Source organism: Pelomonas sp. BJYL3 (genome assembly GCF_027257975.1).
Taxonomy (GTDB): domain Bacteria; phylum Pseudomonadota; class Gammaproteobacteria; order Burkholderiales; family Burkholderiaceae_C; genus Roseateles_B; species Roseateles_B flavus.
The window spans coordinates 682178-708165 of the sequence record NZ_JANZKX010000003.1 but is presented as its reverse complement, the minus strand read 5'-3'; the positions used below and the strand labels follow the sequence as shown (position 1 = coordinate 708165).

The following is a 25988-nucleotide window of genomic DNA, read 5'->3' as shown; positions in this document are numbered from 1 at the left end:
CCTGCTGTTCAGGGGCTGCTCATCACTCATCGAGCCCGGGCCGCGCCCAGCGGTGCCGGGCCTCATTTCAGGGCAAGAGCCCAGGTCTGGTCCAGACCTCCTGAGGATGCCTCCATGAACCGTTATCCCTTGTGGAAGTACGCGCTGCTGCTCGTGGCGCTGCTGATCGGTCTGATCTACACCCTGCCCAATTTCTTCGGCGAAGCGCCGGCGGTGCAGGTCTCCAGTGGCAAGGCCACGGTCAAGCTGGATGCGGGCATGGTCGCCCGTGTCGAGGCTGCCATCCAGTCGGCCGGCGTCAAGGCAGACACGGTGGCCTTCGAGGGCAACTCCGTGCGTGCCCGCTTCAATGACACCGACACCCAGCTCAAGGCCAAGGACGCCATCAACAAGGCGATCAATGCCGATCTTGCCGATCCCTCCTACATCGTGGCGCTGAACCTGGTCTCGCGCTCGCCGGAGTGGCTCAAGAGCCTGCATGCCTTCCCCATGTACCTGGGCCTGGACCTGCGCGGCGGCGTGCACTTCCTGATGCAGGTGGACATGAAGGCGGCCATCGCCAAGAAGGTCGAGTCCCTGGTCGGTGATGCCCGCAGCATGCTGCGCGAGAAAAACCTGCGTCATGCCGGCATCAGCAAGGACGGCAATGACCTCGTCATCGCCTTCCGCGAGGCCGAGACCCGCACGGCCGCTCTGGCCCTGCTGTCCGACAAGCTGCCGGACATCCAGTGGCTGGCCCAGGGCGAAGGCAGCGAGCTGAGCCTGCGCGGCAGCTTCAAGCCGCAATCCCTGGTGGCGGTGCAGGAAGCCGCACTCAAGCAGAACATCACCACCCTGCAGAACCGGGTCAACGAGCTGGGCGTGGCCGAGCCGGTGATCCAGCAGCAGGGCCTGGACCGCGTCATCGTGCAGCTGCCTGGCGTGCAGGACACGGCCAAGGCCAAGGACATCATCGGTCGCACGGCCAATCTGGAGTTCCGTCTGGCCGACATGTCGGCCGAGGCCCAGGCAGCGCTGGCCGGCACCGGCCCCGTGCCCTTCGGCCGCGAACGCTTCGGCGTGGGCCGTGGTGCCCCGGTGATCGTGCACAAGGAGGCCATCGTCACCGGCGACATGCTGACCGACGCCCAACCCCGCCAGGACGAGAACCACCAGCCCGCCGTGTCCGTCCGGCTGGATGCCAAGGGCGGCCGCCAGATGAAGGAGATGTCGCGCGCCAACGTGGGCAACTACATGGCCGCCATCTTGTTCGAGAAGGGCAAGGGCGAGGTGCTCACCGTGGCCCGCATCAACAGCGAGCTGAGCGCCGACTTCCAGATCACCGGCATGGGCTCCACCGAGAACGCCACCGATCTGGCCCTGCTGCTGCGCGCCGGCGGCCTGGCCGCGCCGATGGAAGTCATCGAGGAACGCACCATCGGCCCGACCCTGGGTGCCGAGAACATCGCCAAGGGCATGCACAGCGTGGCCTGGGGCTTTGCCGCGGTGGCGCTGTTCATGTGCCTCTATTACATGCTCTTCGGCGTGTTCTCCACGCTGGCGCTGGGCTTCAACCTGCTGATGCTGGTGGCCGTGCTGTCCATGCTGCAGGCCACGCTGTCCCTGCCGGGCATGGCCGCCATCGCCCTTGTGCTGGGCATGGCCATCGACTCCAACGTGCTGATCAACGAGCGGGTCCGCGAGGAGCTGCGCAGCGGTGCCTCGCCGCAGGCGGCCATCTTCGCGGGCTATGAGCGGGCCTGGGCCACCATCCTGGACTCCAACGTCACCACGCTGATTGCGGGCCTGGCCCTGCTGGCCTTCGGCTCGGGCGCCGTGCGCGGCTTTGCCGTGGTGCACTGCCTGGGCATCATGACTTCCATGTTCTCCTCGGTGATGTTCTCGCGCGCCCTGGTCAACCTCTGGTATGGCCGTCAGAAGAAGCTGAAGTCCCTCTCCGTGGGCCAGGTGTGGAAGCCGGCTGCCGAACCCGGCAGCGCCTCCCCCGATGGCGTCGAATTGACCGAAGGCAAGGCCTGACCCCCTGACAGGAATCCGACATGGAACTCTTCCGAATCAAGCGGGACATCCCGTTCATGAAGCACGCGTTGGTCTTCAACGCGATCTCTTTCCTCACCTTTGCCGCGGCGGTCTTCTTCCTCTTCACGCGGAACCTGCACTACTCCATCGAGTTCACCGGCGGTACCGTCGTCGAGGTGGCCTACGCGCAGAGCGCGGACATCGAGAAGACCCGGACCACGGTCGAGCACATGGGCTTCGGTGAGGTGACGGTGCAGAAGTTCGGCACCTCGCACGACGTCATGATCAAGATGCCGCCCCACAAGGCCATCAAGCAGGACAAGGTCGTCGAGAAGGTCTTCGCCGAGCTGTGTGCCGCCGAGCAGGGGCAGGTCTCCAAGCGCCAGACGGTCTCCGACAAGGGCGAGGCCATCGAGAAGGACGTCTGCACCACCGCGGCCAATGCCGAGCCGGTCAAGCTCTCGCGCAGCGAAGTGGTGGGCCCCTCGGTGGGCGCCGAGCTGGCCGCCGATGCCGGCAAGGCCCTGGCCATGACCGTGGTCGGCATCATGATCTACCTGGCCTTCCGCTTCGAGTGGAAGTTCGCTGTGGCCGGCATCATCGCCAATCTGCACGACGTCGTGATCATCCTGGGCTTCTTCGCCTTCTTCCAGTGGGAGTTCTCGCTCTCCGTGCTGGCGGCCGTGCTGGCGGTGCTGGGCTACTCGGTGAACGAGTCGGTGGTGATCTTCGACCGGGTGCGCGAGGCCTTCCGCAAGTACCGCAAGCTGACGACGCACGAGGTGATCGACCACGCCATCACGTCCACCATGAGCCGCACCTTCATCACCCACGGCTGCACGCAGCTGATGGTGCTGTCCATGCTGCTGTTCGGTGGCCCCACCCTGAAGTACTTCGCCGTGGCGCTGACCATCGGCATCTGCTTCGGCATCTATTCCTCCGTGTTCGTGGCCGCGGCCATCGCCATGTGGCTGGGTGTGAAGCGTGAGGATCTTGTCAAGGTCGGTTCCTCTACCAAGGAAGATCCGGACGATCCGAACGCCGGAGCGGTGGTGTAGAGTCGTCCGCATGGTCGACTCCCTGTTCCCTGGCCCATGAGCGGCACTGATCCGCGCCGGCAAGCCCAGGCGGCCCAGGCACGGCGCGTCTTCAGCGAGGCCCTGGTGCGCGGCGTTGCCGCGGCCGGGGCCGCGCTCCATGAGGCGGGCGCACAGCTGCTGCTGCAACCGGCGGAACATGCGGTGAGCGTGTCCCGCCGCGACTGCGTCGGTCTCTGGCAGCGCCGCGGCGTGGTGTGGCTGAGCATGCTGCGCGACGCCGTGCGCTCGGCGTCCACCCAGGGGGTGCCAGACCATGTGACGGTCAGCGGAAGTGCCAGCCTCAGTCTGGTCGACGACGACACCATCGAACGCCAGATCACCGCCTCCCGCCTGGCCCTGGCCATGATGGACAAGGCCACCTGGGAGTTCAACGACCTGCGCACCCGCATGCTCCTGCTCGAAGGGCATGAGGATCTCGCGACGAACGATTTGCTCCGCGCACAGGCCCTGGCCCGGCTTGTCCTTGATTGTTGGTACGCCAGTGGTCTCACGCGTACGGAATGGCAGCTTTTCCTCACCCCTCTGCACGAGGAGATGTCGCATCTGCTGCTGGAGGCCTACCACGAGACCAATGACTGGCTGATGCAGCAGGGCGTCTTGCCGGAGGTCGACCTGCGGCCCTATATCCGCCGCACGGCCGGCAGCCGCAGCACGCCGACTCCCGTCGACGCCTCCCAGGATCCGGCCTTTGCCCCGACCACCCTGTACGCCCGCGGCATGGGGGCCCTGCCCGACGGGCTGCCCCCGAGTGGCGGCATGGCCGCGCTGCGCGACGCCCAGGCGCCATCGGCGGCCGCGGCCGGCGCGGGCCCTGTGAAGTCGGCGGTGCGCAGCTCGGCCGAGCAGGTGATGGCGCAGCTGCAGCGGGTGCTGAATCGCCAGGTGCCTGGCATGGCGCCACCGGGTTCGGCGCCGCAGGGGAGCACTGCCCAGGCCCAGGCTCAGCCGGTCGATCCACGCGGCGAGCGTGCCGGCCCGGTCACCCTGACCGGCCGTCTGCATGCCGCCATCAACCATGCGCAGGAAATGCTGCGCCATCGCGCGCAGCCCCAGGGGATGCCTGCCGGCGCGGGCAGCACGGGCGGTACCGCCAGCGTGTCGCCCAGCAGCGGAGCCTCGGTGCGCGAGGTGCCGCTGCCCCAGCAGCTCGAGGAGCTCAAGGCCCGCAACCTGGCCGTCAAGCAGGTGCTCAAGCAGGCCGCGGACACCCCGGCCGAGCGCGCCACCATCGAGGTCGTGGCCCTGCTGTTCCAGTCCATCCTCACCGAGGAGCGCATCCCCGCGACCGTCCGTGTGTGGTTTGCCCGGCTGCAGATGCCGGTGCTTCGCGTGGCCATCAGCGAGCCTGATTTCTTCGCGACGACCGACCACCCCGCGCGCCGCCTGATCGACCGCATGGGCGCCTGCGTGATGGGGTTCAATACCTCGGCCGGTGGCGATGTCAGCGAGGCCGTGGAGCGTGAGATCAAGCGTGTGGTGCAGGTGGTGGAGGCCTATCCCGACACCGGCCGCCGCGTCTTCCAGACGGTGCTGACCGAGTTCGAGAAGTTCCTGGCCCACTACTTCGAGCAGGAGAACAGCGCCAGCATCAAGGGCGTTTCCCTGGCTCAGCAGGTGGAGCAGCGGGAGACCCTGGCCATCCAGTACACCATCGAGCTGCGCAAGATGCTCAACCAGGTGCCCGTGCAGGACGGCGTGCGCGACTTCCTGTTCCAGACCTGGGCCGATGTGCTGGCGGTGACCGCCGTGCGGGCCGGTGCCCAGGCCGACGTGACCAAGCAGATGAAGCGCGCCGCGGCCGACCTCATCTGGTCCGCCACGGCCAAGGTGTCGCGCGAGGAGCGTGCCGAGGTCATCCGGCGACTCCCGCCACTCCTGAAGGTCCTGCGCGAGGGCATGGGCCATGCGGGCCTGTCCGCCCAGAAGCAGGACGAACAGATCCGCGCCCTGAACAACTCCCTGGCCGCGGCCTTCACCGCCAAGACCGCCACCATCCCGCCGGACAGGCTGGAAGAGCTGATGAGCCAGCTGGAGACGCTGGAAGCCATGCTGCCGGACACCGCGGGCGGGGAGCTGGACGAGACGCTGATGCGCGATCTCTCCACCCACGAGTCCGAGGACCTGGAGGTGGTGGCCGAAGGGGGCGCGCCGCCTTCGGCGGCCATGCTGGCCTGGGCGCAGGAGCTGCAGGTGGGCTCCTGGTACATGCTGGACTACCGGGGCCGCAACGAGCCCGTGCAGCTGGCCTGGCGCGGCCTGCGGCACCACCTCATCCTCTTCGTCACGTCCAAGGGGCGTGGGGTGCTGTTCCAGCAGAGCCGTCTGGCGGCCTTCCTGCAGGCGGGCCTGCTGCTGCCGGCCCAGGACGAGGCGCTCACCGTCAAGGCCACCCGCAACGCGCTGGCCAAGCTCGACGCCGATCCCGAGCGCCTGCTGAGCTGAGGGCCTCTAACGGGGCATGCGGCGGCGGTCGTGCAGCGACTTGCCCTTGCGGCGAACGGTTGGCGAGCCCGGCGCGGGCGGCCTCAGTGGATCAGGCGATCCTCGGGGGCGACGAAAAGCTCGTCCAGGATCAGGGCGTCCGGCTCTTCACCCAGGCTCCAGAACACCATCAGCACGATGATCTTGAGGTCTTCCAGGTCCAGCGGTGCGCCGGGGATGGCCATGGCTCGATCAACCACCATCTCGCGCATGGGCGGAGGCAGCACGCCGGCCGATTCCAGGAAGCTGATGAAGCCCACGGAGGCCTCACCCAGGTGCTCGAGTTCGTCCTTGGAGTAGATGCGCAGGCTCAGCGCGCCTTGCTCGCCATGGTGAGACTGCGCAGCCACCGCCAAGCCATCCAGCCAGGACAGGGCTTCCTGGATTTCGTCCGTCTCGAAGCCTACGGCAGACAGTTTGCGTGTCAGCTGGGCGTGATCCGGACAGGCATCCGGCCGCCAGTAGGTCTCATACAGATAGACGAGGACGTCAAACATGGACTGACTATACCCCAGCCGCTCGCGGCACCGATGCGCGGAAACGGCGGGGCCTGGCAGGGCTTTTACCGGGCTGCCGGGCGGGAAAGCGGGGGTCAGCCGCGCATCCGGCGTTGCAGCAGGCCGCCGGGGAGCCGGGCAACCAGGCCGTCCAGTTCCAGGTCCAAGAGCAGGGCCTGGAGCTGCTCCGTGGGCCAGCCTCCCCGGGCCTGCAGGGCATCCAGGCTGACGGGTTCCAGCGACATGGCGGCGAGCAGGCGCTGGTGCTCGCCGGCGCCGGCAAGCTCGGGCAGGGCGGCGTCCGCCGGGGTGTCGTCGCGAGGCATGCTGCTGTGCCGGGGCAGTTCCTCGATGACGTCTCCGGCCGATTCGACCAGCTTGGCGCCCTGGCGGATGAGCGCATGGCAGCCGCGGCTCAAGGGCGAGTGGATGGATCCGGGGATGGCGAACACCTCGCGTCCGGCCTCGCCGGCCAGGCGGGCCGTGATCAGCGAGCCGCTCTGCAGGGCGGCCTCGACCACCAGGCAGCCTTCCGAGAGTCCGGCAATGATGCGGTTGCGCACGGGGAAGTGCGGTGCCAGGGCGGGGGTGTCCAGGGCGTATTCGCTCATCAGGAGGCCGTGCTCCACGATGCGCATGGCCAGGCCGGTATTGCGGCGGGGATAGAGCTCGTTGAGCCCGGTCCCCAGCACCGCCAGCGTGCCGCCTGCGGCCGAGAGTGCGCCCTCATGGGCCGCCGCGTCGATGCCCAGGGCCAGGCCCGACACCACGCAGTAGCCGCTTTCGCTGAAACTGCGAGCAAAGGTGAGGGCGTGGTCCAGGCCCTGGGGCGTGGCGTTGCGGCTGCCGACGATGGCCAGCATGGGGCGGCGCAGGAGCTCGCGCTGACCCCAGAGGTACATCAGCAGCGGCGGGTCGGCGGTCTCGAGCAGGGCCTGCGGGTAGTCGGGATCGCCCAGCAGCAGCAGGCTACGGCGCCGGTCTTCCTTGAGCCATTGGCGGGTGCGCTCCAGCAGCAACTCCAGCTGCTCGGGAGGGCGACCCAGGGCCTGGGCCCCTTGCGGGCCCACCACACGGGCCCAGTCGGCCGGCGGACGCTCGAAAAGGCTCCGGGGCTCGCCGAAGGCTGTCAGCAGGCGCCGCAGGGAGGAGCGGCCCAGGCCGGGCGTCTCCACCAGGCGCAGCCAGGCCGACAGCTCACCGGGGTCGCGAAGAGGTGAAGGCATGCCGGGAGGCCTTGGGGCCTGGGGCCTGGACGCGCGGCCTCAGGGCTGGCTGAAGCGGTCGCCGGCGCTGACGGGCTGCTGCACCGAGAGGATCAGGGCATAGGACACGCGACGGAAGGTCTGGAACACCAGCAGCTTGCCGTGCTGCTCGTCCGGCAGGCGGATGGCCTCCGGGCGGCCTTGGGGCGTCGTGGTGTCGCGGACTTCCTGACCGGTCCGCCACAGGGCCAGCACATGACCCCGCTCCATGCCATCCTGCGATCCCTTGTTGATCGAGACGATCTGGTTCTTGCCCGCGTTCACGGCCTCGCCGTAGACCGCGATGACCCGGCCATCGAACGCCCGGTTCGGGGCATGCGGCACGAAGCTGCCGAAGGTGCGCGGCGGCACCGGCGCCAGGCGGTCGCCGGTGTTGACTTCCTGGCGCACCTGCTTGACCAGGAAGGTGGCCGGCACTTCCAGGGTCTTGCCCGCGGCCGGGGAGCCCGGACGCAGGAACTCGACCGTGCCGACATAGGCGGCCTCGTAGCCCAGCACTTCCTTGGTGACCGGATCGCGCAGCGGCTTGGCGCTGCGGAACACCCGGTAGTCGCCTTGTTGATTGGGCAGCGAACCGCGCACATAGGCCAGATCGCCCCGGCTCAGCAGCGCGCGGCCTTCCTGGGTGGCGGCCACGCGGGGGGCGGTCGCCAGGCTGTCGCTGTCCAGCACCACGGCTTCGTTGAGGAAGGGCTCGATCAGATTCATGGGGATGGCAGGGATGCCATCGTCGCCGAGCTGCTGCACGCGGGCGCGCGGCGTGAGCTTGACGGTGCCGTCCGGACCGGCGACCTGCTGGGCGAGCTCGAGGCGGGCCCGGCCGTCGACCTTGACCAGCACCAGGAGCTGGCCGGGGTAGATCAGGTGGGGGTTGCTGATCTGGTCCTGGTTCATGCCCCAGAGTTCAGGCCAGCGCCAGGGGCTCTTGAGGAAGAGGGTGGAGATGGCCCACAGCGTGTCACCCTTCTTGACGGTGTAGCTGTCGGGTGCATCCGGTGCCAGCTCGGACAGGGGGACGCCCGCCTGTGCCACTTTCTGTGCCGTGTCCCGCTGGGACTGGGTGACCGGGAAATCGGTGGCCAGTGCTGGCGTTGCGCCGACGAGGGCGGCCGCAGCCCAGAGGGCGGTGGCGAGAGGGGCGGGGCGCAGCATGGGCCATGAAGTCATCGGTCGTTCTCCTGCGGTGTGCCGGGCCGTCTTGCGAGGCGCCGGAGCCGCCATTTATTTGCCTGTCAGTGATGCCTGAGAGAGTGCCTGGGAAGGGCGCCGGCTCGAAGGGCGATCGACCCGGACGCTGAAGTCCTGCAGCAGATCGGCGAAAATCCCCTCAGCTTGCGATGATTCTGCCCCTAAAGAGGGTGGGTGTTGCAATGATTCCCGCCGGAGCGTCCTTGCTCTTGCAGGCACTTACAAAGCCGCGTTGTGCATTGTCCACAGCACGGCATTGGAACCCCGAGATGGCCAAACTGAATATCCTGCGTTACCCCGACCCGCGACTGCACACTGTGGCCCAGCCCGTGGCCCTTGTGGACGACCGTATCCGCCAGCTGGTGGACGACATGCTTGAAACCATGTATGCCGCCGAGGGCGTGGGCCTGGCAGCGACCCAGGTGGACGTGCACGAGCGCGTGGTGGTGATCGACACCTCGGAGGAGCGCAACGAGCCCCGCGTGCTGATCAACCCCGAGATCATCGAGACCGGTGGCGCCGTGCGCGACGGCGAGGAAGGCTGCCTCAGCGTCCCGACCATCTATGACAAGGTGGCTCGCCATGAGCGGGTGAAGGTCCGGGCCCTGGGCCGTGACGGCCAGCCCTACGAGTTCGAGGCCGAGGGCCTGCTCTCGGTGTGCGTGCAGCACGAGCTGGACCACCTGAAGGGCAAGGTCTTCGTCGAGTACCTCAGCTCGCTCAAGCGCGATCGCATCAAGACCAAGCTGGCCAAGAAGGCCCGCGAAGACCAGCAGCGCCGCTGATGGGACTGCGCGTCGCCTTCGCCGGTACGCCGGAATTCGCCGCCGTCGCGCTGCAGGCCCTGCTGCAGGCCGGCTTCGAGGTGCCCCTGGTGCTGACCCAGCCGGACCGCCCGGCCGGGCGGGGCATGAAGCTGCAGGCCTCGCCCGTCAAGCAGCTGGCCCAGCAGCACGGCCTGGCCCTGAGCCAGCCGATGAGCCTGCGCCTGGACGGCAAATACCCGGACGAGGCGGCCGCGTCGCGCGAGGCCCTGCTGGCCGCGAAGCCCGACCTCCTGGTGGTCGCGGCCTACGGCCTGATCCTGCCCCAGTGGGTGCTGGACCTGCCGCGCCTGGGCTGCCTCAACATCCACGCCTCGCTGCTGCCCCGCTGGCGTGGCGCAGCGCCGATCCACCGAGCCATTGAAGCCGGTGACGCCGAGACGGGCATCACCATCATGCAGATGGATGCCGGCCTGGATACCGGCGACATGCTCCTGATCGAGCGCCTGCCCATTGCGGCCGACGACACCACCGCCACCCTGCATGACAAGCTGGCTGTGCTGGGCGGGCGGCTGATCGTCGAGGCGCTGGAGCTGGCGGCCTGCGGCGGATTCCATCCCGAGCGACAGCCGGAGGCGGGCGTCTGCTATGCCCACAAGATCGACAAGGCCGAGAGCGAGATCGACTGGACCCTGCCGGCCGCCGCCATCGAGCGGCGCCTGCGGGCCTTCGACCCCTTCCCCGGCGGGCTCAGCCAGCTGGAGGGCGAGCCGCTCAAGATCTGGAAGTCGCGCCTGGCCGAAGGGCGGGGCCAGCCCGGCGAGGTGCTGGCTGCCGATGCGGCCGGTCTGCTCGTGGCCTGTGGCGAAGGCGCGCTGCGCCTGACGGAGCTGCAGCGTGCCGGGGGCAAGCGCCTGCCGGCGGCGGCCTTTCTGCAGTCTCGGCCTGTGGGCGTCGGCACGGTCTTGAAACCCGCGGTGGGCAGCCCCAACTGAGCAGTAGCGGCCCCGCGTGGCGGCGGCCTGTGTGTGCCTTGTCCAAGGAGTAAGCGATGTTCAACATGATGAAGACAGCCATCCTGATGGCCGCCATCACCGCGCTGTTCATGGCCATCGGCTCGGTGCTGGGCGGGCGCCAGGGCATGATGGTGGCCCTGCTGATCGCGCTGGGCATGAACTTCTTCAGCTACTGGTTCTCGGACAAGATGGTCCTGCGCATGTACAACGCGCAGGAGGTCGATGAGAGCAGCGCGCCGCAGTTCTACCGCATGGTGCGCGAACTGGCCCAGCGGGCCGGACTGCCCATGCCGCGCGTCTACCTGATCGAGGAAGACGCCCCCAATGCCTTCGCCACGGGCCGCAACCCCGAGCATGCGGCCGTGGCCGCGACCACGGGCATCCTGCGCGTGCTTTCGGAGCGCGAGCTGCGCGGCGTGATGGCCCACGAGCTGGCCCATGTGCAGCACCGGGACATCCTCATCTCCACCATCAGCGCCACCATGGCCGGTGCCATCGGCATGCTGGGCAACTTCGCCATGCTGTTCGGCGGGCGTGACAGCGAGGGTCGCCAGACCAATCCGCTGGTCGGCCTCATCGTGATGATCCTGGCTCCCATCGCGGCCAGTCTGATCCAGATGGCCATCAGCCGCGCCCGCGAGTTCGAGGCCGATCGTGGCGGTGCCGAAATCTCCGGCGATCCCGCAGCCCTGGCTTCGGCGCTGGACAAGATCCACCGTTACGCCCAGGGCATGCCGCTGGAGGCCGCCGAGCGCCACCCCGAGACGGCGCAGATGATGATCATGAACCCGCTCTCCGGCAGCGGCATCAAGAGCCTGTTCTCCACCCATCCGCCCACCGAGGAGCGCATTGCGCGCCTGATGGAGCTGGCGCGCCAGCGCTGACTCAAGACTGCCGCCGACCGGCCGATATGCCTGGCATGACGCGCATTTCTTCCCCCCTGAGGTGGCGCCTGGCCGTCGGCCTGCTGCTGCTGCCGCTGGCCGGCTGCGAGTGGCTGGGCATCGACGATCCGGTCAAGCTGGCCGCTGCCAAGGAGGCCGAGGGCAAGGCCGTGGGCAGCGCCTGCCGCCACGCGCAGCGTGCCATCGAGGACTGCTACACGCTCAATCCCAAGGCCCAGAAGGCCGCCGTCTTCGCGGGCTGGAAGGAGATGGACGAGTACATGCGGGAGAACAAGCTGGAAGGCATCGCCCCCGTGGTGCCCCGGCCCGGCACGGCCAAGCCCGCTGACGAGGAGGCCGCCGCTGAGGCCAAGCCGGCGGACAAGGGTGGCGAGAAGCCAGCCGACAAGCCCTCCGACAAGGCCGGAAAGACCGACAAGCCCGCCGACAAGGCTGGCGCCAAGGCCTCCCACTGAGGCGCCGCCCAGCCGGCGGCCTGGCGGGCCGGCCCGCACCGCATCCGGCCCGTGCCATGGCGCCCGCCTGCTTGCATCTGGTGCCGCAGTTCCTGCAGTTCGTCATCGCCTGCTCGCCAGGCTGCAGCGGGATTTGCATCATGCGTCCATCGTCAACGCATGAGACAAGGATTCCCGCCATGAACAGCAACAAGCGCCGCTTCCTCGCCGCCTCCCTGCTCGGAGCCGCCGCCCTGCTCGGCACGGGCGCTGCCCAGGCCTGGTCCTGGAAGTGGGGCCACGGCGAGCGTGTCACCGGCGAGGGTGAGGTGACCAGCGAGCGCCGCGATGTCAGCGGCTACGAGGCCGTCGCCCTGGAGAGCGATTTCAAGGTGCTGATCCGTCAGGGCAGCAGTCACAAGCTGGAACTGCGTGCCGAGCGCAACCTGCTGCCCTACATCGAGACCCGCGTGGTCGAGAGCGGCAAGGGCCGCACCCTGGAGGTCCAGACCAAGCGCGGCTACTACCTCAGCAGCAAGCAGACGCCGGTCATCGAGATCGAGATGCCCACGCTGCGCGGGGTGTCCATTGCCGGCTCGGGCAACATCAAGGTGGACGCGATGAACACGCAGGAGCTCAAGGCCAGCATCAGCGGCTCGGGCGAGATCACGCTGAACGGCGTGAAGAGCGAGCGCATGGCCATGAGCATCTCGGGCAGCGGCGACATCATCGCCAGCGGCAGCGCGAACACGCTCAGCGTGTCAGTGGCGGGCACCGGCGACATCAAGGCGCGCGAGCTGCAAGCCGAGGAGGCCAAGGTCAGCATCGCCGGCAGCGGCGACGTGATGCTGGCGGCCAGCAAGCAGCTCAAGGTCTCGATTGCAGGCTCGGGCGACGTGGCCTATGTGGGCAATCCGGAGCTGAGCCTCTCCACTGCCGGCAGCGGCAAGGTGCGCAAGCTCAACAACTGAGCCAGCCCCGCCTCCTTCCCATCGAGCAAAGGGCCGGCCCCCAGGGGGCGCCGGCCCTTTCAGCTGCTGGCGCCCCTCGAGGGCGTGGCGTGCCCGGCGCTCCTTAGAATCACGCCCAGTCCCGGGGCCTGATGCCAGGCCCCGGCAGCAACAGTCACACGGGGAACGGCTTGGGCCAGGTCAGCCAGGGGAAGGCAGCAGGGAGTGAGGCACGGGGCCTGGGGCGGCTGGTGGGCCTGCCGCAGTGGGCCAAGACCGCGCTGCTGGTGGCGGGCGATGCGCTCTTCCTGCCGCTGTGCATGTTCACCTCGGTGGTGCTGCGCCTGGGCACCCTGGACGAGGCCTTGCAGACCGCCCTGCCGGCGCAGATCCTCTTCGCCTGGCTTGCGATCCCGGTGCTGGCCGCGGCGGGGCTGTACCGCTCCGTCGTGCGCTATCTGGACCTTCGCGTGATCGCCCGCTGCAGCGCGGCCCTGGCGGTGGAGGTCCTGCTCGTGTACAGCCTGGCCCAGCTGGCCGATCTGCGCATGCTGCCGCGCTCGTCCATGCTGATCTTCTGGTTCATCACCTTCGCCTATGTGCTGATCTCGCGCTTCATGGCGCGGGCGCTCCTGTGGGGCGCCCTGCAGCGCCATGGTCGCCCCCTGGTGCGCACGCTCATCTACGGCGCGGGCGCCGCCGGCGCCCAGCTCGCGCAGAGCATGCAGTTCAGCCCCGAGTACCGCGCCGTCGGCTTTGTCGACGATGACGCTGCACTGCACGGCAAGAAAGTGGCGGGCCTGGACGTGCTGCCCGCCGCGCGCCTGAAGAGCGTGGCCGACAAGCTGGCCGTCGACCTCATCGTGGTGGCCGTTCCTTCCGCGACCCCTGCGGTGCGCCGGCGCATCATCGAGCTCTCCGAAGGGACGGGGCGGCCGGTCAAGACCCTGCCGGGGCTGGTCGACCTGGTGCAGGGCGATGTGCGCGTGTCCGACATCCGCGAGGTCGCGCTGCCGGACCTGCTGGGCCGCGAGGCCGTGCCGCCCGATGCCAGCCTCTTCAGCCGCAACATCCGCGGCAAGGCCGTGCTGGTGACGGGGGCCGGTGGCTCCATCGGCAGCGAGCTGTGTCGCCAGATCATGAGCCAGCGCCCCGCCGTGCTGGTGCTGCTGGACCACTCCGAGTTCGCGCTCTACAGCATCGAGCAGGAGCTGCGCCCGCAGGCGCAAGACCTGACCCTTGAGGCCGTGCTCGGCAGCGTGCTGGACGAGGACCTGCTGCTGCAGCTGATGCGCCGGCACCGGGTCGACACCGTCTACCACGCCGCCGCCTACAAGCACGTGCCTCTGGTGGAAGCCAATGTGCTGCGCGGCATCAGCAACAACGTCTTCGGTTCGCAGGCCGTGGCGCGCTGCGCGGCCCAGGCCGGCGTGGCCACCTGCGTGCTGGTGTCCACCGACAAGGCCGTGCGCCCCACCAACATCATGGGCAGCACCAAGCGGGCGGCGGAGCTGATCTTCCAGGCTGCCGCCCTGGAGACCTCCCATCGCACCACCTTCGCGATGGTGCGCTTCGGCAACGTGCTGGGCTCCTCCGGTTCCGTGGTGCCGCTGTTCAAGCGCCAGATCCTGGATGGCGGACCGATCACCATCACCCATCCGGACATCATCCGCTACTTCATGCTGATCCCGGAGGCGGCCCAGCTGGTGATCCAGGCCGGCGCCATGGCCAAGGGCGGCGAGGTCTTCGTGCTCGACATGGGCGAGCCCGTGCGCATCGTGGACCTGGCGCGCACGCTGATCCGGCTGTCCGGCCTGACCGAGCGCACCGAGCGTCAGCCGGACGGCGACATCGCCATCGAGTTCGTCGGCCTGCGCCCGGGCGAGAAGCTCTACGAGGAGCTGCTGATCGGCGACGGCGTCACCCCCAGCGCCCATCCGCGCATCCTGTGTGCCCATGAGCGCCTGCTTGAGCCCGCCGTGCTGGAAGCGCTGCTGGCCCAGCTGCGTGAGGCCTGCCGGGCCGGCGACCCCGAGGCCGCCATTGCCCGGCTGCGCCTGCTGGTGCCGGAATACCAGCCCGCCGCCCAGTAGCCTTCTGCTGCAGAGAAGGGCGCTCTGCGGGCTTGCGATGCCCCAGCGCCAGCGCCGTGAAAGCCGGCTGGCGACAATGCGCACATGAGTAGTACCTTGTCGGCGTTGCGGCGCCATCCTGAATTCGGCCAGGGCGCCCGCGACATGCTGGGCATCACCCTGGGCATCTCGGCCTGGGGCCTGGTCACCGGCGTGGCCATGATCAAGAGCGGCCTGTCGCTGCCGCTGGCCCTGATGATGAGCCTCACGGTCTTCGCCGGCAGCTCGCAGCTGGCCGCGCTGCCCCTGCTGGCCGCGGGGGCGCCGCTGTGGGTGCTGTGGGCTACGGCCTTCTGCGTGAACCTGCGCTTCGTGATCTTCAGCGCGCAGTGGCGCTTCTACCTGGGTCACCTGCCGCTGCGCTGGCGGCTGTTCACCGGCTATTTCGCGGCCGACCTGAACTACGTGGCCTTCATGCGCCGCTACCCCGATCCCAAGCCGGCCGACGAGCCCGCCCTGGCCTATTTCTGGGGCGGCGTGGCGCTGAACTGGTGCGCGTGGCAGGTTCCGTCCATCGCCGGCATCCTGCTGGCCGACCGTGTGCCCACCGAATGGGGCCTGGGCTTTGCCGGCGTGCTGGCGCTGCTGGGCCTGACCTATTCGCTGCTGTCGGACCGCAAGAGCTGGATCTCCGCTGCCATGGCCGGCTGCGCGGCGGTGGCCAGCTATGCGCTGCCGCTGAAGCTCAACATCGTGGTGGCCATCGCGGCGGCGGTGGCCATGGGCCTGCTGCTGGACCACTGGATGCCCGACACCAAGAAGCCCGAGGAGGCCGTCAAGTGAGCAGTCCGATGAGTGACTGGATGACCGCCCTGGCCATCCTCGGCCTGGCGCTGATCACCGTGCTGACCCGCAGCTTCTTCATGATCTCCAAGCGCGAGGTGCCCATGCCCGACTGGGCCAAGCAGGGCCTGCGCTATGCACCGCTGGCCGCCCTGGCCGCCGTGGTGCTGCCGCAGATCGTGATGACGCAGGACGGCCAGCTCCTGCACACCTGGCAGGACGCGCGCCTCTACGCGGCGGCCGTGGGCACGGCCTATTTCTTCTGGAAGCGCGGCATCCTGGGCACGATTCTCAGTGGCACGGCGGTGATGCTGGCCCTGCGCATCGGCCTGGGCTGGTAAGCGCCTTGTCCTCGGGTACGTGGACGTTACGGCCAGGCGGCATCGGAGCGGCTTGGTAAGCTAGAGGGCTTGCGCTGCCGCGGCAGCCCCCGAATTCCACACAAACTCCGAGAGACTCATGAACGTCCTGCGTTTTTCCGACCTCGTGGCCGCCGGCAAGGTCGCTGGCCAGCGTGTCTTCATCCGTGCCGACCTGAACGTCCCCCAGGACGATGCCGGCAACATCACGGAAGACACCCGCATCCGCGCCTCCATTCCTGCCATCGAGATGGCCCTGAAGGCGGGCGCCGCCGTGATGGTCACCTCCCATCTGGGCCGTCCCACCGAGGGCGACTTCAAGGCCGAGGACTCCCTGGCTCCCATCGCCAAGCGCATGGGCGAGCTGATGGGCCGTGACGTGCCCCTCGTGGCCAACTGGGTGGACGGCGTGAGCGTCGCCCCCGGCCAGCTGGTGCTGCTGGAGAACTGCCGCGTCAACAAGGGCGAGAAGAAGAACAACGAAGAGCTGGCGAAGAAGATGGCCGCCCTGTGCGACATCTACGTCAACGACGCCTTCGGCACCGCTCACCGCGCCGAGGGCACGACCTACGGCATCGCGCAGTTCGCCAAGATTGCCTGCGCCGGCCCGCTGCTGGCCGCCGAGATCGACGCCATCACCAAGGCGCTGGCTGCGCCGAAGCGCCCGCTGGTGGCCATCGTGGCCGGCTCCAAGGTCTCGACCAAGCTGACCATCCTGCAGTCGCTGTCGAAGAACGTCGACGGCCTGGTGGTGGGTGGCGGCATCGCCAACACCTTCATGCTGGCCGCCGGCCTGAAGATCGGCAAGTCGCTGGCCGAGCCCGATCTGGTGGGTGAAGCCACCGCCGTCATCGAGTCCATGAAGGCCCGCGGCGCGGCCGTGCCCATCCCCGTGGACGTGGTGACGGCCAAGACCTTCGCCGCGGACGCCCCGGCCACCGTCAAGGCCGCCACCGACGTGGCCGACGACGACCTGATCCTCGACATCGGCCCCAAGACCGCCGCCCTGCTGGCCGAGCAGCTCAAGGCCGCCGGCACCATCGTGTGGAACGGCCCGGTGGGCGTGTTCGAGTTCGATGCCTTCGCCCATGGCACCGAGACCATCGCTCGCGCCATCGCCGACAGCAGCGCCTTCAGCATCGCTGGCGGTGGCGACACCCTGGCCGCGATCGCCAAGTACGGCATCGAGAAGGACGTGGGCTACATCTCCACCGGCGGCGGCGCCTTCCTGGAAGTGCTGGAGGGCAAGACGCTGCCGGCCTTCGAGATCCTGGCCAAGCGCGCCCAGGGCTGATCGCCCTTTCCGCTCCCTGCAAAGCCCGGCTCGCCCGGGCTTTTTCCTTGGCTCTTTGCGCTCTAAGTAGTGATCGCCAGGGGCTCGTGCCATGCCACCAGCCCTGCATCGAGAACCAACGCGCAAAGTGCCTTTTCTTTGCCCAGGCCGCTACTTGGCGGAAGGTTGCTTGCCTTGTCGCGAAGGCCGCCAGGCCGGTGTTTGCGATTTGTGCATGAGGGGCAAAGGACTCGGCATCAGCGGGGCATGAAACCGTCATGTACCCGGGAGTAAGCTGGCCGGCCCTGCAGTCCATACAGCAACAAGAGGAGACCCCGGATGGCTGAGAAAGAGCCCTTGTCGCCCGCCGAGCGCGCCCTGCGCGACGCCGCGCTGGAATACCACCGCGCACCGACCCGCGGCAAGATCGCCGTCACGCCCACCAAGGCCCTGTCCAACCAGCGCGACCTCTCGCTGGCCTACTCGCCCGGCGTGGCCTATGCCTGCCTGGCCATCGAGGAGGACCCCAGCCTCGCTGCGGAGTACACCTCGCGCGCCAACCTCGTCGGCGTGATCACCAATGGCACGGCCGTGCTGGGCCTGGGTGACATCGGCCCCCTGGCCGGCAAGCCGGTGATGGAGGGCAAGGGCTGCCTGTTCAAGAAGTTCGCGGGCGTCGACGTCTTCGACATCGAGCTGGCCGAGCGCGACCCCGACAAGCTGGTGGACATCATCGCCGCCATGGAGCCCACGCTGGGCGGCGTGAACCTCGAGGACATCAAGGCGCCCGAGTGCTTCTACATCGAGAAGAAGCTGTCGGAGCGCATGAACATCCCCGTCTTCCACGACGACCAGCACGGCACGGCCATCATCAGCAGCGCCGCCCTGCTCAACGGCCTGGAGCTGGTGGGCAAGGACATCGGTCAGGTGAAGCTGGCCGTCTCGGGCGCGGGCGCTGCTGCAATCGCCTGCCTGGACGTGATGGTGGGCCTGGGCGTGAGGCGCGAGAACGTCTTCGTCTGCGACTCCAAGGGCCTGATCCAGAGCGAGCGTGCCGATGCGCAGGCAGGCCGGCTCGATGAATCCAAGCAGCGCTACTGCCAGGTCACGAGCGCCCGCACGCTGGCCGACGTGGTGGCCGGCGCCGACGTGTTCCTCGGTTGCTCGGCCGCCGGCGTGCTGACGCAGGACATGGTCGTGACCATGGCCGACAAGCCCATCATCCTGGCCCTGGCCAACCCCGAGCCCGAGATCCGCCCCGAGCTGGCCAAGGCCGTGCGCCCGGACTGCATCATCGCCACGGGCCGCTCGGACTACCCGAACCAGGTCAACAACGTCCTGTGCTTCCCCTACATCTTCCGTGGCGCCCTGGACTGCGGCGCGACCAAGATCACCGAGGCCATGAAGCTGGCCTGCGTGCGCGAGATCGCGGCCCTGGCCAAGGCCGAGATGAGCGACGAGGTGGCGGCGGCCTATGCCGGCCAGGAGCTGGCCTTCGGTCCCGAATACCTCATCCCCAAGCCCTTCGACGCCCGCCTGATCCTGCGCATCGCGCCCGCCGTGGCCGAGGCCGCCGCGGCGTCGGGCGTGGCCACGCGGCCCATCGCGGACCTCGCGGCCTACCGCGAGCAGCTCTCGCGCTTCGTCTACCAGACCGGCATGTTCATGCGCCCGGTCTTCGCCGCCGCCAAGGCCGAGTACCAGGAGGGCCAGGCCCGCGTGATCTATGCCGAGGGCGAGGACGAGCGCGTGCTGCGCGCCGTGCAGGTGGCCCTCGACGAGAAGCTCACCCGCCCGACCCTGATCGGCCGCCCCGAGGTCATCCAGATGCGCCTCCAGCGCGCCGGCCTGCGCATGAAGCTGGGCGAGGACGTCCAGGTCATCGACCCCGACAACGACGCCCGCTTCCGCCACTACTGGGAGCGCTACCACCAGATCATGGGCCGCCGCGGCGTGACGCCCGAGATGGCCAAGGCCGCGGTGCGTCGCTCGGCCACCACCATCGGCGCGCTGGCCATCCAGCTGGGTGATGCCGACGCGATGATCTGCGGCATGGTGGGGCGCTTCGACTCCCATCTGGAGCATGTGTCCGACCTCATCGGGCTCAAGGCCGGCGTGCAGAACTTCGCCACGCTCAACGCGCTGATGCTGGAGCAGCACACGCTCTTCATCACCGACACCTTCGTCAACGAGGACCCGACGGCCGAGCAGCTGGCCGAGATCGCCGCCATGGCCGCCGAGGAGATGCGCCGCTTCGGCCTGCCGCCCAAGGTGGCCTTCCTCTCGCACTCGATGTTTGGCTCCAGCAAGCGCGCCTCGGCGCAGAAGATGCGCCGCGCGCGGGAGCTCTTCGTGCAGCATGCCCCTGACGTGGAATGCGACGGCGAGATGCATGGCGACGCGGCGCTCAGCGAATCGGTGCGCGCCACCTTCCTGCCGGACAGCACGCTCAAGGGCGCGGCCAATCTGCTGGTGCTGCCCAGCCTGGACTCGGCCAACATCCTCTTCAACGTGCTGAAGATCACCAGCGGGCAGGGCGTCACCGTCGGGCCCATGCTGCTCGGTGCGGCCAAGCCGGTGCACATCCTGACGCCTTCGGCGACCGTGCGACGCATCGTCAACATGACCGCTTTGGCCGTTGCCGAGGTCCGTGCCGGTAGAAACTGACCACCCCCTACCGGCTTCGCCGGCCCCCTCAAGGGGGCACGCCTGACGGCCCGGCAGAGCCGGATCCGCAGGCGTCGCTCTGAACGAAGCCCGCCGGGTTGCACCGGCGGGTTTCTTTCTTTGTGGTTGAGGCCCGATGCAGCCCGAGCCAGGATGCGGGGGGCGGGATGACGCAGGTAAAGGAGGAGGGCCGCAGGCCCGGGGGACACGGAGTCATCCCGCCCCCCGCGTCCTGGCGATGCTCGGTCGTGCACTTGCCCTTCGAGCCTTCCCCGCCCTCCGAAGCCGCTCGCAGGCGATGCCCTCACCCCGCCCCGCTTGGTAACCTCATGAAATCGACTTCCCGCTCTAAATGCGGCACATAATCGTTTCCTGTAACTTAATTTCAGCGAGCTGCCCATGACCCGCGCCACCAAGATCGTTGCCACCCTCGGTCCCGCTTCCTCCACCCCCGAGGTGCTGGAGCGCATGATCCGGGCGGGGGTGGACGTGGTGCGGCTGAACTTCTCGCATGGCAAGGCGCAGGACCACATCGACCGTGCCCGCATGGTGCGCGAGGCGGCGGCGGCGGTGGGCAAGGAGGTGGCCATCATGGCCGACCTGCAGGGCCCCAAGATCCGCGTCGGCAAGTTCGAGAACGGCAAGATCGAGCTGGTCAACGGCACCCGCTTCATCCTCGATGCCAACCGCACCGAGCTGGGCAATGAAGAGATCGTGGGCCTGGACTACAAGGAGCTGCCCCGCGACGTGAAGCCCGGCGACACCCTGCTGCTCAATGACGGCCTGCTGGTGCTCACCGTCGAGGCCGTGCGCGGCGCGCAGGTGCACACCATCGTCAAGCAGGGCGGTGAGCTGTCCAACAACAAGGGCATCAACAAGCAGGGCGGGGGCCTCACCGCGCCGGCCCTGACCGCCAAGGACATGGAGGACATCAAGACCGCCATGGCCTTCCAGTGCGAATACCTGGCCGTGAGCTTCCCCAAGAACGCGACCGACATGGAGATGGCCCGCCAGCTGGCCAACGTGGCCGGTGAACCCTGGCGCCACAAGCCCGGCATGATCGCCAAGATCGAGCGCAGCGAGGCCATTCCGCACCTCGAGGCCATCCTGAAGGCCTCCGACGGCATCATGGTGGCCCGCGGCGACCTGGCCGTGGAAGTGGGCAACGCCGCCGTGCCGGCCCTGCAGAAGCGCATGATCCGCATGGCCCGCGAGCTGGACAAGGTGGCCATCACCGCGACCCAGATGATGGAGTCCATGATCGTCAACCCGGTGCCCACCCGCGCCGAGGTCTCCGACGTCGCCAACGCCGTGCTGGACGGCACCGATGCCGTGATGCTCTCGGCAGAGACCGCCGCCGGCAGGTTCCCGGTCGAGACCATCGAGCAGATGGCCGCCATCGCGCTGGAGGCCGAGGCCGCCGAGTTCGTCACCATCGACACCGACTTCGCCAACCGCCAGTTCGGCCGCATCGACCAGTCCATCGCCATGGGCGCGCTCTTCACCGCGCACCACCTGGGCTGCAAGGCCATCCTGGCCCTGACCGAGTCCGGCTCCACTGCGCTGTGGATGAGCCGCCACCGCATCCACGTGCCCATCTTCGGCCTGACCACCACGCCGCAGTCGCAGCGCAAGATGGCGCTCTACCGCAATGTGCGCCCGCTGCTGATGCCCAAGTACGAGGACCGTGACGTGGCCCTCAAGGCCGCCGAGCAGCTGCTCGTCGAGCGCGGCGTGCTGATGCCCGGTGATACCTACGCCATCACCTGTGGCGAGCCCATGGGCTATCCCGGTGGCACCAACATGCTGAAGGTCTGCCGCGTCGAGTAAGGGCCGGACGCAGGGCAGGGCCCGATGCGGGGCCGCCCTTGGCCGCACTATGCTTGAAGGCAGCAGACCGGCATTCCGTCCGGTCGGGGCGCACCAGGCATGAATGATCTCCAGGAAGCCCGGCTTCCAGACCTGCAGCGGCGCCACCTCCTGGGCGTCCTGACGGGCCTGGGACTGGGCCTGGGTGCCTATGAGGCCATGGCCGCCGCGCCCCGCGTGCCGCTGGCTGTCGGCGAGCATGTGAACCGCGCCTTCGTGTTGCCCCTGCTGCAGCTGCTGGAGCAGGGTGCGGGCTGGACCTGGGACCTGCAGTTCGCCCCCATGGGTCGCGTGCTGGCGCTTGCGGAACGCGGTCAGAGCCTGGCCTTCGGTCTCGGGCGAACGCCTGCCCGTGAAACGGTGATGGCCTTCAGCGACCCCCTGTTCAGCTCACGCGTCTGGCCCGTCCTGCGGCGGGACCGCGGCCTGCGGCTGCGCAGCGTCGAGGACCTGCGCGGGCTGACCGTCTGCCTGGCTCGCTCCATGAGCTATGGGGCGGCCGTGGATGCGGCCAAGGGTCAGGACTTCCAGGTCGAGTACGCCGACGGCGACCCCATGACCCGGCTGCGCATGCTCGCCGCCCAGCGCTGCGACGTGGTGCTGATGAGCCATCGCAGCGCCGACCCCTGGCTGCTGGAGCGCCGGTTGCGCAGCGCGGCCGGCTATTCGGCCCTCATCGAGGTGGGCGCCGTGCCCCTGGTCACCGAGCCCGTGCACGTGGCCTGCGCCCTGGGCAGCCCGCTGCTGCGCTATCTGCCCCAGCTCAACGAGGCCCTGCGCCGACAGCACCAGGCCATCCAGGCCCTGGTCGACAGCGAACTCTGAGGCCTCGGGCTCAGGACTTCTGCGCGCTGCGCACCAGTGCCTCGATGCGCGGCGTCATGTGCGTGGGCACCAGCTCCACCTCCTGATGGGCCCGGGCGAAGACGCGGAAGAGTTCGTCCGTGAAGCCATGCCCGACGTCCTCCACGCCCTCGAAGCTCACCTCGGCGCGCTTGAACTGCGGCAGCCGGGCGGCCACGCGCCGGGCCTGAGCGCGCGAGTCCAGGGCCTGGCCCGGGCCGGCCACCAGGCGCAGGTAGATCTTGGTCTGGTCGAACTCAATGCCCGTGCCGTCGGTGCTCCAGGCCTCCAGGACCTGGTCCAGGGTGCGGGTGCTGTCCAGCGCGATGGACATGTAGATGGAGCTGCCCTGGCGCGGCAGCGGCCGGCCGGGCTGCCAGCCGGTGGACTCCCAGGCACGGCGCTGGAAGGCCGTGCCATTGGCGTGGATGTCGAAGACATCGGCCAGCTGCGAGCTGAAGAAAAGCCCGCGGCCGGTGTGCATCTGCGGCTGGCTGGTCAGGCGGCCCTTGGACAGCTCCAGCATCGCGTGCTGGGGGTCGGTGATGTCGAAGGACTCGCAGATGCGGTTGAACACGCCGCAGCCGTCGTCCGAGACCAGCAGCTGCACATGGCTGGGCGTCTGGCGCAGCGAGACCGTCACGCTGCTGCCGCCGCTGTGGTCCACCGCGTTGTTGACCAGCTCCGTGAAGCCGTGCTGCACCATGCGGGCGACATGCCTGGGCAGGGCGAAGTTGGGGGCAAAGTCGCGCTGCCAGGGCAGGTCTTCCTGAAGGCCGTGCAGGCTGTAGGTGCGCACGACCTGGCGCAGCACGCCAGGGCCGTAGACCGGCCGGCGGGTGCTGCCCTCGCGCGTGAGCCATTGCGCGTCGACCAGGCGGCGCAGGGCCGACAGCACGGCGCGGTGGCTGGCGCCGGTGCGCTCTTCCACATGCGCGGGCAGGTCCAGCGCATGCTCCCGGGCGGCAGCGGTGATCCACAGCGTCAGGTGGTCGATGGACAGACGGGTCATGAACGCTCCATGAGAGGGCTGCCAGTGTCGCCGCAAGCGCCGGCCGGGCAGCGGCGCAACAGGACGGGGAAGGCGATCCAGCCCGACGCTTGGGGTGGGCGCAACACACCAGTGGCGGACCAGTTGCGAGACTAGCCGCAGCCTCGTCCGCTCGCAAGCGACCCAACCCGGGCCAGCTGCACCCGAATCGCGGGGGCGGGTGCCCGGCTTGCCGGAGCGGACCGCCGGTTTGCAGGCCCCCGCCGCTAGAATCCCGGGCAGTTACGGCGCGGTTACGGCGCAGACTGCAGGGGCGGCCCCTGCGAGTCGCGCTCCGGCCGCGTCCTCAGGATCTTTCACTTCCTCGGAGTCTCATCATGGCCCTCGTTTCCATGCGCCAGCTGCTGGACCATGCCGCCGAGCACGGCTACGGCATCCCGGCCTTCAACGTCAACAACCTGGAGCAGGTGCAGGCCGTGATGGCCGCGGCTGACGAGGTCGGCGCCCCGGTGATCCTGCAGGCCAGCGCCGGTGCCCGCAAGTACGCCGGCGAAAGCTTCATCAAGCACCTGATCCAGGCCGCCGTCGAAGCCTACCCGCACATCCCCCTGGTGATGCACCAGGACCACGGCACCAGCCCCAAGGTCTGCGCCGGCGCCATCGACCTGGGCTTCGGCTCGGTGATGATGGACGGCTCGCTGATGGAAGACGGCAAGACGCCCTCGTCCTTCGACTACAACGTGGACGTCACCCGCAAGGTCGTCGAGATGGCCCACAAGGTCGGCGTGACCGTGGAAGGCGAGCTGGGCTGCCTGGGCAACCTGGAAACCGGTGATGCCGGTGAGGAAGACGGCATCGGCGCCGCCGGCAAGCTGGACCACAGCCAGATGCTGACCGACCCGGAAGAGGCCGCCACCTTCGTGAAGGCCACCCAGCTGGATGCCCTGGCCATCGCCATCGGCACCAGCCACGGCGCCTACAAGTTCTCGCGCAAGCCCACGGGCGACATCCTGGCCATCAGCCGCGTCAAGGAAATCCACAAGCGCATTCCCAACACCCACCTGGTGATGCATGGCTCGTCCTCGGTGCCTGCCGAGCTGCTGGCCATCATCAACCAGTACGGCGGCAAGATGAAGGAAACCTACGGCGTGCCCGTCGAGGAAATCCAGGAAGCCATCAAGCACGGCGTGCGCAAGATCAACATCGACACCGACATCCGCCTGGCCATGACCGGCGCGGTGCGCAAGTTCCTGTTCGAGAACCCGGACAAGTTCGATGCCCGCGAATGGCTCAAGCCCGCCCGCGAGGCCGCCAAGCTGGTCTGCAAGGCCCGCTATCTGGAGTTCGGCTGCGAAGGCCAGGCCGCGAAGATCAAGCCCCTGAGCCTGGTGCAGGTGGCCGAGGCCTATGCACGCGGCGAGCTCGCGCAGGTCGTGCAGTGATGCAGTGACGGCAACGGCTCCGTCAACGAGACCCGCTGGTCCAGAGGCCCGCGGGTCTTTTTTTGCCCGCGGCGCCCGTAAAATCGGCGCCTCTTCGACGGATGCCCACCATGACCGCTGCCCTGCTGAACTCCTCCCTCACCTCGCTTCCCCTCCTGGCCCGCGGCAAGGTGCGCGAGAACTACGCAGTTGGTGAGGACCGCATCCTGATGATCGCCAGCGACCGCATCTCGGCCTACGACGTCATCATGGGCGAGCCCATCCCGGGCAAGGGCGCGCTGCTCACGAAGATGGCGCTGTTCTGGTTCGACAAGCTGCAGGGTATCGTCCCCAACCACCTGACGGGCGAAGACCCGCTGTCCGTGGTGAGCGAGGCTGAGCGCGAGCAGGTGCGCGACCGCGCCATGCTGGTCAAGCGCCTGAAGCCCCTGCCCATCGAGGCCGTGGTGCGCGGTTACCTGGCCGGCAGCGGCTGGGCCGAGTACAAGGAGAGCGGCAAGGTCTGTGGTGTCGAGCTGCCGGCCGGCCTGCAGAACGCTTCCAAGCTGCCCCAGCCCATCTTCACGCCGGCCACCAAGGCCGAGATGGGCGACCACGACGAGAACATCGACTTCGAGCGCTGCGCTGCCATCATCGGTCGCGAGATGGCCGAGAAGGTGCGCGACATTGCCATCCAGCTCTACCAGCGTGCCGCCGACTACGCCCTGACCAAGGGCATCATCATCGCCGACACCAAGTTCGAGTTCGGCCTGGACGCCGACGGCACCCTGACCCTCATGGACGAGGTGCTGACCCCCGACTCCTCCCGCTACTGGCCGGCCGAGAGCTACGCCGTGGGCAGCAACCCGCCCAGCTACGACAAGCAGTTCCTGCGCGACTGGCTTGAGCAGGCCCAGGTGGATGGCAAGCCCTGGGGCAAGGTCGCCCCTGCGCCGGCGCTGCCCGCCGAGGTGATCGAGAAGACCGCCGCCAAGTACCAGGAAGCCCTGGAGCGCCTGACGCGCTGAAAT

The 25988-nt window shown here is 68.6% G+C and carries 21 protein-coding genes; 17 read left to right on the top strand and 4 right to left on the bottom strand.

Translation table 11 applies throughout. The features are described from left to right. The first annotated feature begins 114 nt into the window (after positions 1-114). From secD to O9Y01_RS12820, 3 genes are read left to right on the top strand one after another with little or no spacing between them, the layout of a single operon-like run. Positions 115-2019 carry a protein translocase subunit SecD gene (gene secD / locus O9Y01_RS12830; RefSeq protein ID WP_269631973.1) on the top strand — a complete coding sequence of 635 codons (1905 nt, stop codon included), beginning with the start codon at positions 115-117 and terminating at the stop codon, positions 2017-2019. Positions 2020-2039: 20 nt separating this feature from the next. Continuing rightward, the gene (gene secF / locus O9Y01_RS12825) at positions 2040-3077 is read left to right on the top strand and encodes a protein translocase subunit SecF (RefSeq protein ID WP_269631972.1); all 1038 of its coding nucleotides are present in this window, start codon (positions 2040-2042) and stop codon (positions 3075-3077) included. 36 nt (positions 3078-3113) lie between these two features. After that, positions 3114-5561 carry a DUF1631 family protein gene (locus tag O9Y01_RS12820; protein WP_269631971.1) on the top strand — a complete coding sequence of 816 codons (2448 nt, stop codon included), beginning with the start codon at positions 3114-3116 and terminating at the stop codon, positions 5559-5561. A gap of 83 nt (positions 5562-5644) precedes the next feature. Here the strand turns inward: O9Y01_RS12820 and O9Y01_RS12815 are convergent, their stop codons facing one another. The 3 genes from O9Y01_RS12815 to O9Y01_RS12805 form a co-directional block, all read right to left on the bottom strand. Next, positions 5645-6097: a DUF494 domain-containing protein gene (locus O9Y01_RS12815; RefSeq protein ID WP_183104031.1), complete on the bottom strand. Its 453-nt coding sequence runs from the start codon at positions 6095-6097 to the stop codon at positions 5645-5647. Between the two features lie 95 nt (positions 6098-6192). Continuing rightward, positions 6193-7323 (bottom strand): DNA-processing protein DprA, encoded by a 1131-nt coding sequence (gene dprA, locus O9Y01_RS12810; RefSeq protein WP_269631970.1) that lies wholly within the window; start codon positions 7321-7323, stop codon positions 6193-6195. A 39-nt stretch (positions 7324-7362) separates the two neighbouring features. Next, entirely contained in the window at positions 7363-8529 is a 1167-nt protein-coding gene (locus O9Y01_RS12805) for a LysM peptidoglycan-binding domain-containing protein (RefSeq protein WP_269631969.1), read from the bottom strand. Between the two features lie 290 nt (positions 8530-8819). On the opposite strand from O9Y01_RS12805, the gene def reads away from it, so the two are divergent. The 12 genes from def (at position 8820) to O9Y01_RS12745 (ending at position 22527) form a co-directional block, all read left to right on the top strand. Then, on the top strand, positions 8820-9335 hold the full coding sequence (gene def, locus O9Y01_RS12800; protein ID WP_269631968.1) for a peptide deformylase: 516 nt from the start codon (positions 8820-8822) through the stop codon (positions 9333-9335). Positions 9336-9340: 5 nt separating this feature from the next. Continuing rightward, entirely contained in the window at positions 9341-10309 is a 969-nt protein-coding gene (gene fmt, locus O9Y01_RS12795; protein WP_269632137.1) for a methionyl-tRNA formyltransferase, read from the top strand. Between the two features lie 56 nt (positions 10310-10365). Next, complete coding sequence (htpX, locus tag O9Y01_RS12790) at positions 10366-11214, top strand: zinc metalloprotease HtpX (protein WP_269631967.1); 849 nt, start codon at positions 10366-10368, stop codon at positions 11212-11214. Between the two features lie 35 nt (positions 11215-11249). Continuing rightward, the gene (locus O9Y01_RS12785; RefSeq protein WP_269631966.1) at positions 11250-11690 is read left to right on the top strand and encodes a hypothetical protein; all 441 of its coding nucleotides are present in this window, start codon (positions 11250-11252) and stop codon (positions 11688-11690) included. Positions 11691-11869: 179 nt separating this feature from the next. Next, entirely contained in the window at positions 11870-12640 is a 771-nt protein-coding gene (locus O9Y01_RS12780; RefSeq protein WP_269631965.1) for a head GIN domain-containing protein, read from the top strand. A 230-nt stretch (positions 12641-12870) separates the two neighbouring features. Then, positions 12871-14712: a polysaccharide biosynthesis protein gene (locus O9Y01_RS12775; RefSeq protein ID WP_269631964.1), complete on the top strand. Its 1842-nt coding sequence runs from the start codon at positions 12871-12873 to the stop codon at positions 14710-14712. An 84-nt stretch (positions 14713-14796) separates the two neighbouring features. Then, a complete protein-coding gene (locus tag O9Y01_RS12770; RefSeq protein ID WP_269631963.1) occupies positions 14797-15534 on the top strand; it encodes an AzlC family ABC transporter permease in 738 nt (245 codons plus the stop codon). An 8-nt stretch (positions 15535-15542) separates the two neighbouring features. Next, complete coding sequence (locus O9Y01_RS12765) at positions 15543-15875, top strand: AzlD domain-containing protein (RefSeq protein ID WP_269631962.1); 333 nt, start codon at positions 15543-15545, stop codon at positions 15873-15875. A gap of 118 nt (positions 15876-15993) precedes the next feature. Continuing rightward, the gene (locus O9Y01_RS12760; protein ID WP_269631961.1) at positions 15994-17187 is read left to right on the top strand and encodes a phosphoglycerate kinase; all 1194 of its coding nucleotides are present in this window, start codon (positions 15994-15996) and stop codon (positions 17185-17187) included. Positions 17188-17505: 318 nt separating this feature from the next. Then, positions 17506-19833, top strand: coding sequence for an NADP-dependent malic enzyme (locus O9Y01_RS12755; protein WP_269631960.1), 2328 nt, complete (start codon positions 17506-17508; stop codon positions 19831-19833). 399 nt (positions 19834-20232) lie between these two features. Next, the gene (gene pyk, locus O9Y01_RS12750; protein WP_442952758.1) at positions 20233-21663 is read left to right on the top strand and encodes a pyruvate kinase; all 1431 of its coding nucleotides are present in this window, start codon (positions 20233-20235) and stop codon (positions 21661-21663) included. Between the two features lie 99 nt (positions 21664-21762). Then, a complete protein-coding gene (locus O9Y01_RS12745; protein WP_269631959.1) occupies positions 21763-22527 on the top strand; it encodes a substrate-binding periplasmic protein in 765 nt (254 codons plus the stop codon). Between the two features lie 10 nt (positions 22528-22537). On the opposite strand, the gene O9Y01_RS12740 is transcribed toward O9Y01_RS12745, so the two are convergent. Further along, positions 22538-23557, bottom strand: coding sequence for an STAS-like domain-containing protein (locus O9Y01_RS12740; protein WP_269631958.1), 1020 nt, complete (start codon positions 23555-23557; stop codon positions 22538-22540). A gap of 356 nt (positions 23558-23913) precedes the next feature. Between O9Y01_RS12740 and fba the strand changes: the two genes are divergently transcribed. Together fba and O9Y01_RS12730 are read left to right on the top strand one after the other, a co-directional pair. Further along, positions 23914-24978 carry a class II fructose-bisphosphate aldolase gene (gene fba / locus O9Y01_RS12735; RefSeq protein WP_269631957.1) on the top strand — a complete coding sequence of 355 codons (1065 nt, stop codon included), beginning with the start codon at positions 23914-23916 and terminating at the stop codon, positions 24976-24978. A 110-nt stretch (positions 24979-25088) separates the two neighbouring features. Continuing rightward, a complete protein-coding gene (locus tag O9Y01_RS12730; protein WP_269631956.1) occupies positions 25089-25985 on the top strand; it encodes a phosphoribosylaminoimidazolesuccinocarboxamide synthase in 897 nt (298 codons plus the stop codon). Positions 25986-25988 lie beyond the last annotated feature (3 nt).

Bases quoted from the DNA above. Each gene is read 5' to 3' on its own strand.
- O9Y01_RS12755 (WP_269631960.1), top strand. From the start codon at position 17,506: ATGGCTGAGAAAGAGCCCTTGTCGCCCGCCGAGCGCGCCCTGCGCGAC.
- O9Y01_RS12740 (WP_269631958.1), bottom strand. From the start codon at position 23,557: ATGACCCGTCTGTCCATCGACCACCTGACGCTGTGGATCACCGCTGCC.
- def (WP_269631968.1), top strand. From the start codon at position 8,820: ATGGCCAAACTGAATATCCTGCGTTACCCCGACCCGCGACTGCACACT.
- O9Y01_RS12770 (WP_269631963.1), top strand. From the start codon at position 14,797: ATGAGTAGTACCTTGTCGGCGTTGCGGCGCCATCCTGAATTCGGCCAG.
- htpX (WP_269631967.1), top strand. From the start codon at position 10,366: ATGTTCAACATGATGAAGACAGCCATCCTGATGGCCGCCATCACCGCG.
- O9Y01_RS12765 (WP_269631962.1), top strand. From the start codon at position 15,543: ATGAGTGACTGGATGACCGCCCTGGCCATCCTCGGCCTGGCGCTGATC.
- secF (WP_269631972.1), top strand. From the start codon at position 2,040: ATGGAACTCTTCCGAATCAAGCGGGACATCCCGTTCATGAAGCACGCG.
- pyk (WP_442952758.1), top strand. From the start codon at position 20,233: ATGACCCGCGCCACCAAGATCGTTGCCACCCTCGGTCCCGCTTCCTCC.
- O9Y01_RS12805 (WP_269631969.1), bottom strand. From the start codon at position 8,529: ATGACTTCATGGCCCATGCTGCGCCCCGCCCCTCTCGCCACCGCCCTC.
- O9Y01_RS12785 (WP_269631966.1), top strand. From the start codon at position 11,250: ATGACGCGCATTTCTTCCCCCCTGAGGTGGCGCCTGGCCGTCGGCCTG.
- dprA (WP_269631970.1), bottom strand. From the start codon at position 7,323: ATGCCTTCACCTCTTCGCGACCCCGGTGAGCTGTCGGCCTGGCTGCGC.
- O9Y01_RS12780 (WP_269631965.1), top strand. From the start codon at position 11,870: ATGAACAGCAACAAGCGCCGCTTCCTCGCCGCCTCCCTGCTCGGAGCC.
- O9Y01_RS12730 (WP_269631956.1), top strand. From the start codon at position 25,089: ATGACCGCTGCCCTGCTGAACTCCTCCCTCACCTCGCTTCCCCTCCTG.
- secD (WP_269631973.1), top strand. From the start codon at position 115: ATGAACCGTTATCCCTTGTGGAAGTACGCGCTGCTGCTCGTGGCGCTG.
- O9Y01_RS12745 (WP_269631959.1), top strand. From the start codon at position 21,763: ATGAATGATCTCCAGGAAGCCCGGCTTCCAGACCTGCAGCGGCGCCAC.
- O9Y01_RS12815 (WP_183104031.1), bottom strand. From the start codon at position 6,097: ATGTTTGACGTCCTCGTCTATCTGTATGAGACCTACTGGCGGCCGGAT.
- O9Y01_RS12820 (WP_269631971.1), top strand. From the start codon at position 3,114: ATGAGCGGCACTGATCCGCGCCGGCAAGCCCAGGCGGCCCAGGCACGG.
- O9Y01_RS12760 (WP_269631961.1), top strand. From the start codon at position 15,994: ATGAACGTCCTGCGTTTTTCCGACCTCGTGGCCGCCGGCAAGGTCGCT.
- fba (WP_269631957.1), top strand. From the start codon at position 23,914: ATGGCCCTCGTTTCCATGCGCCAGCTGCTGGACCATGCCGCCGAGCAC.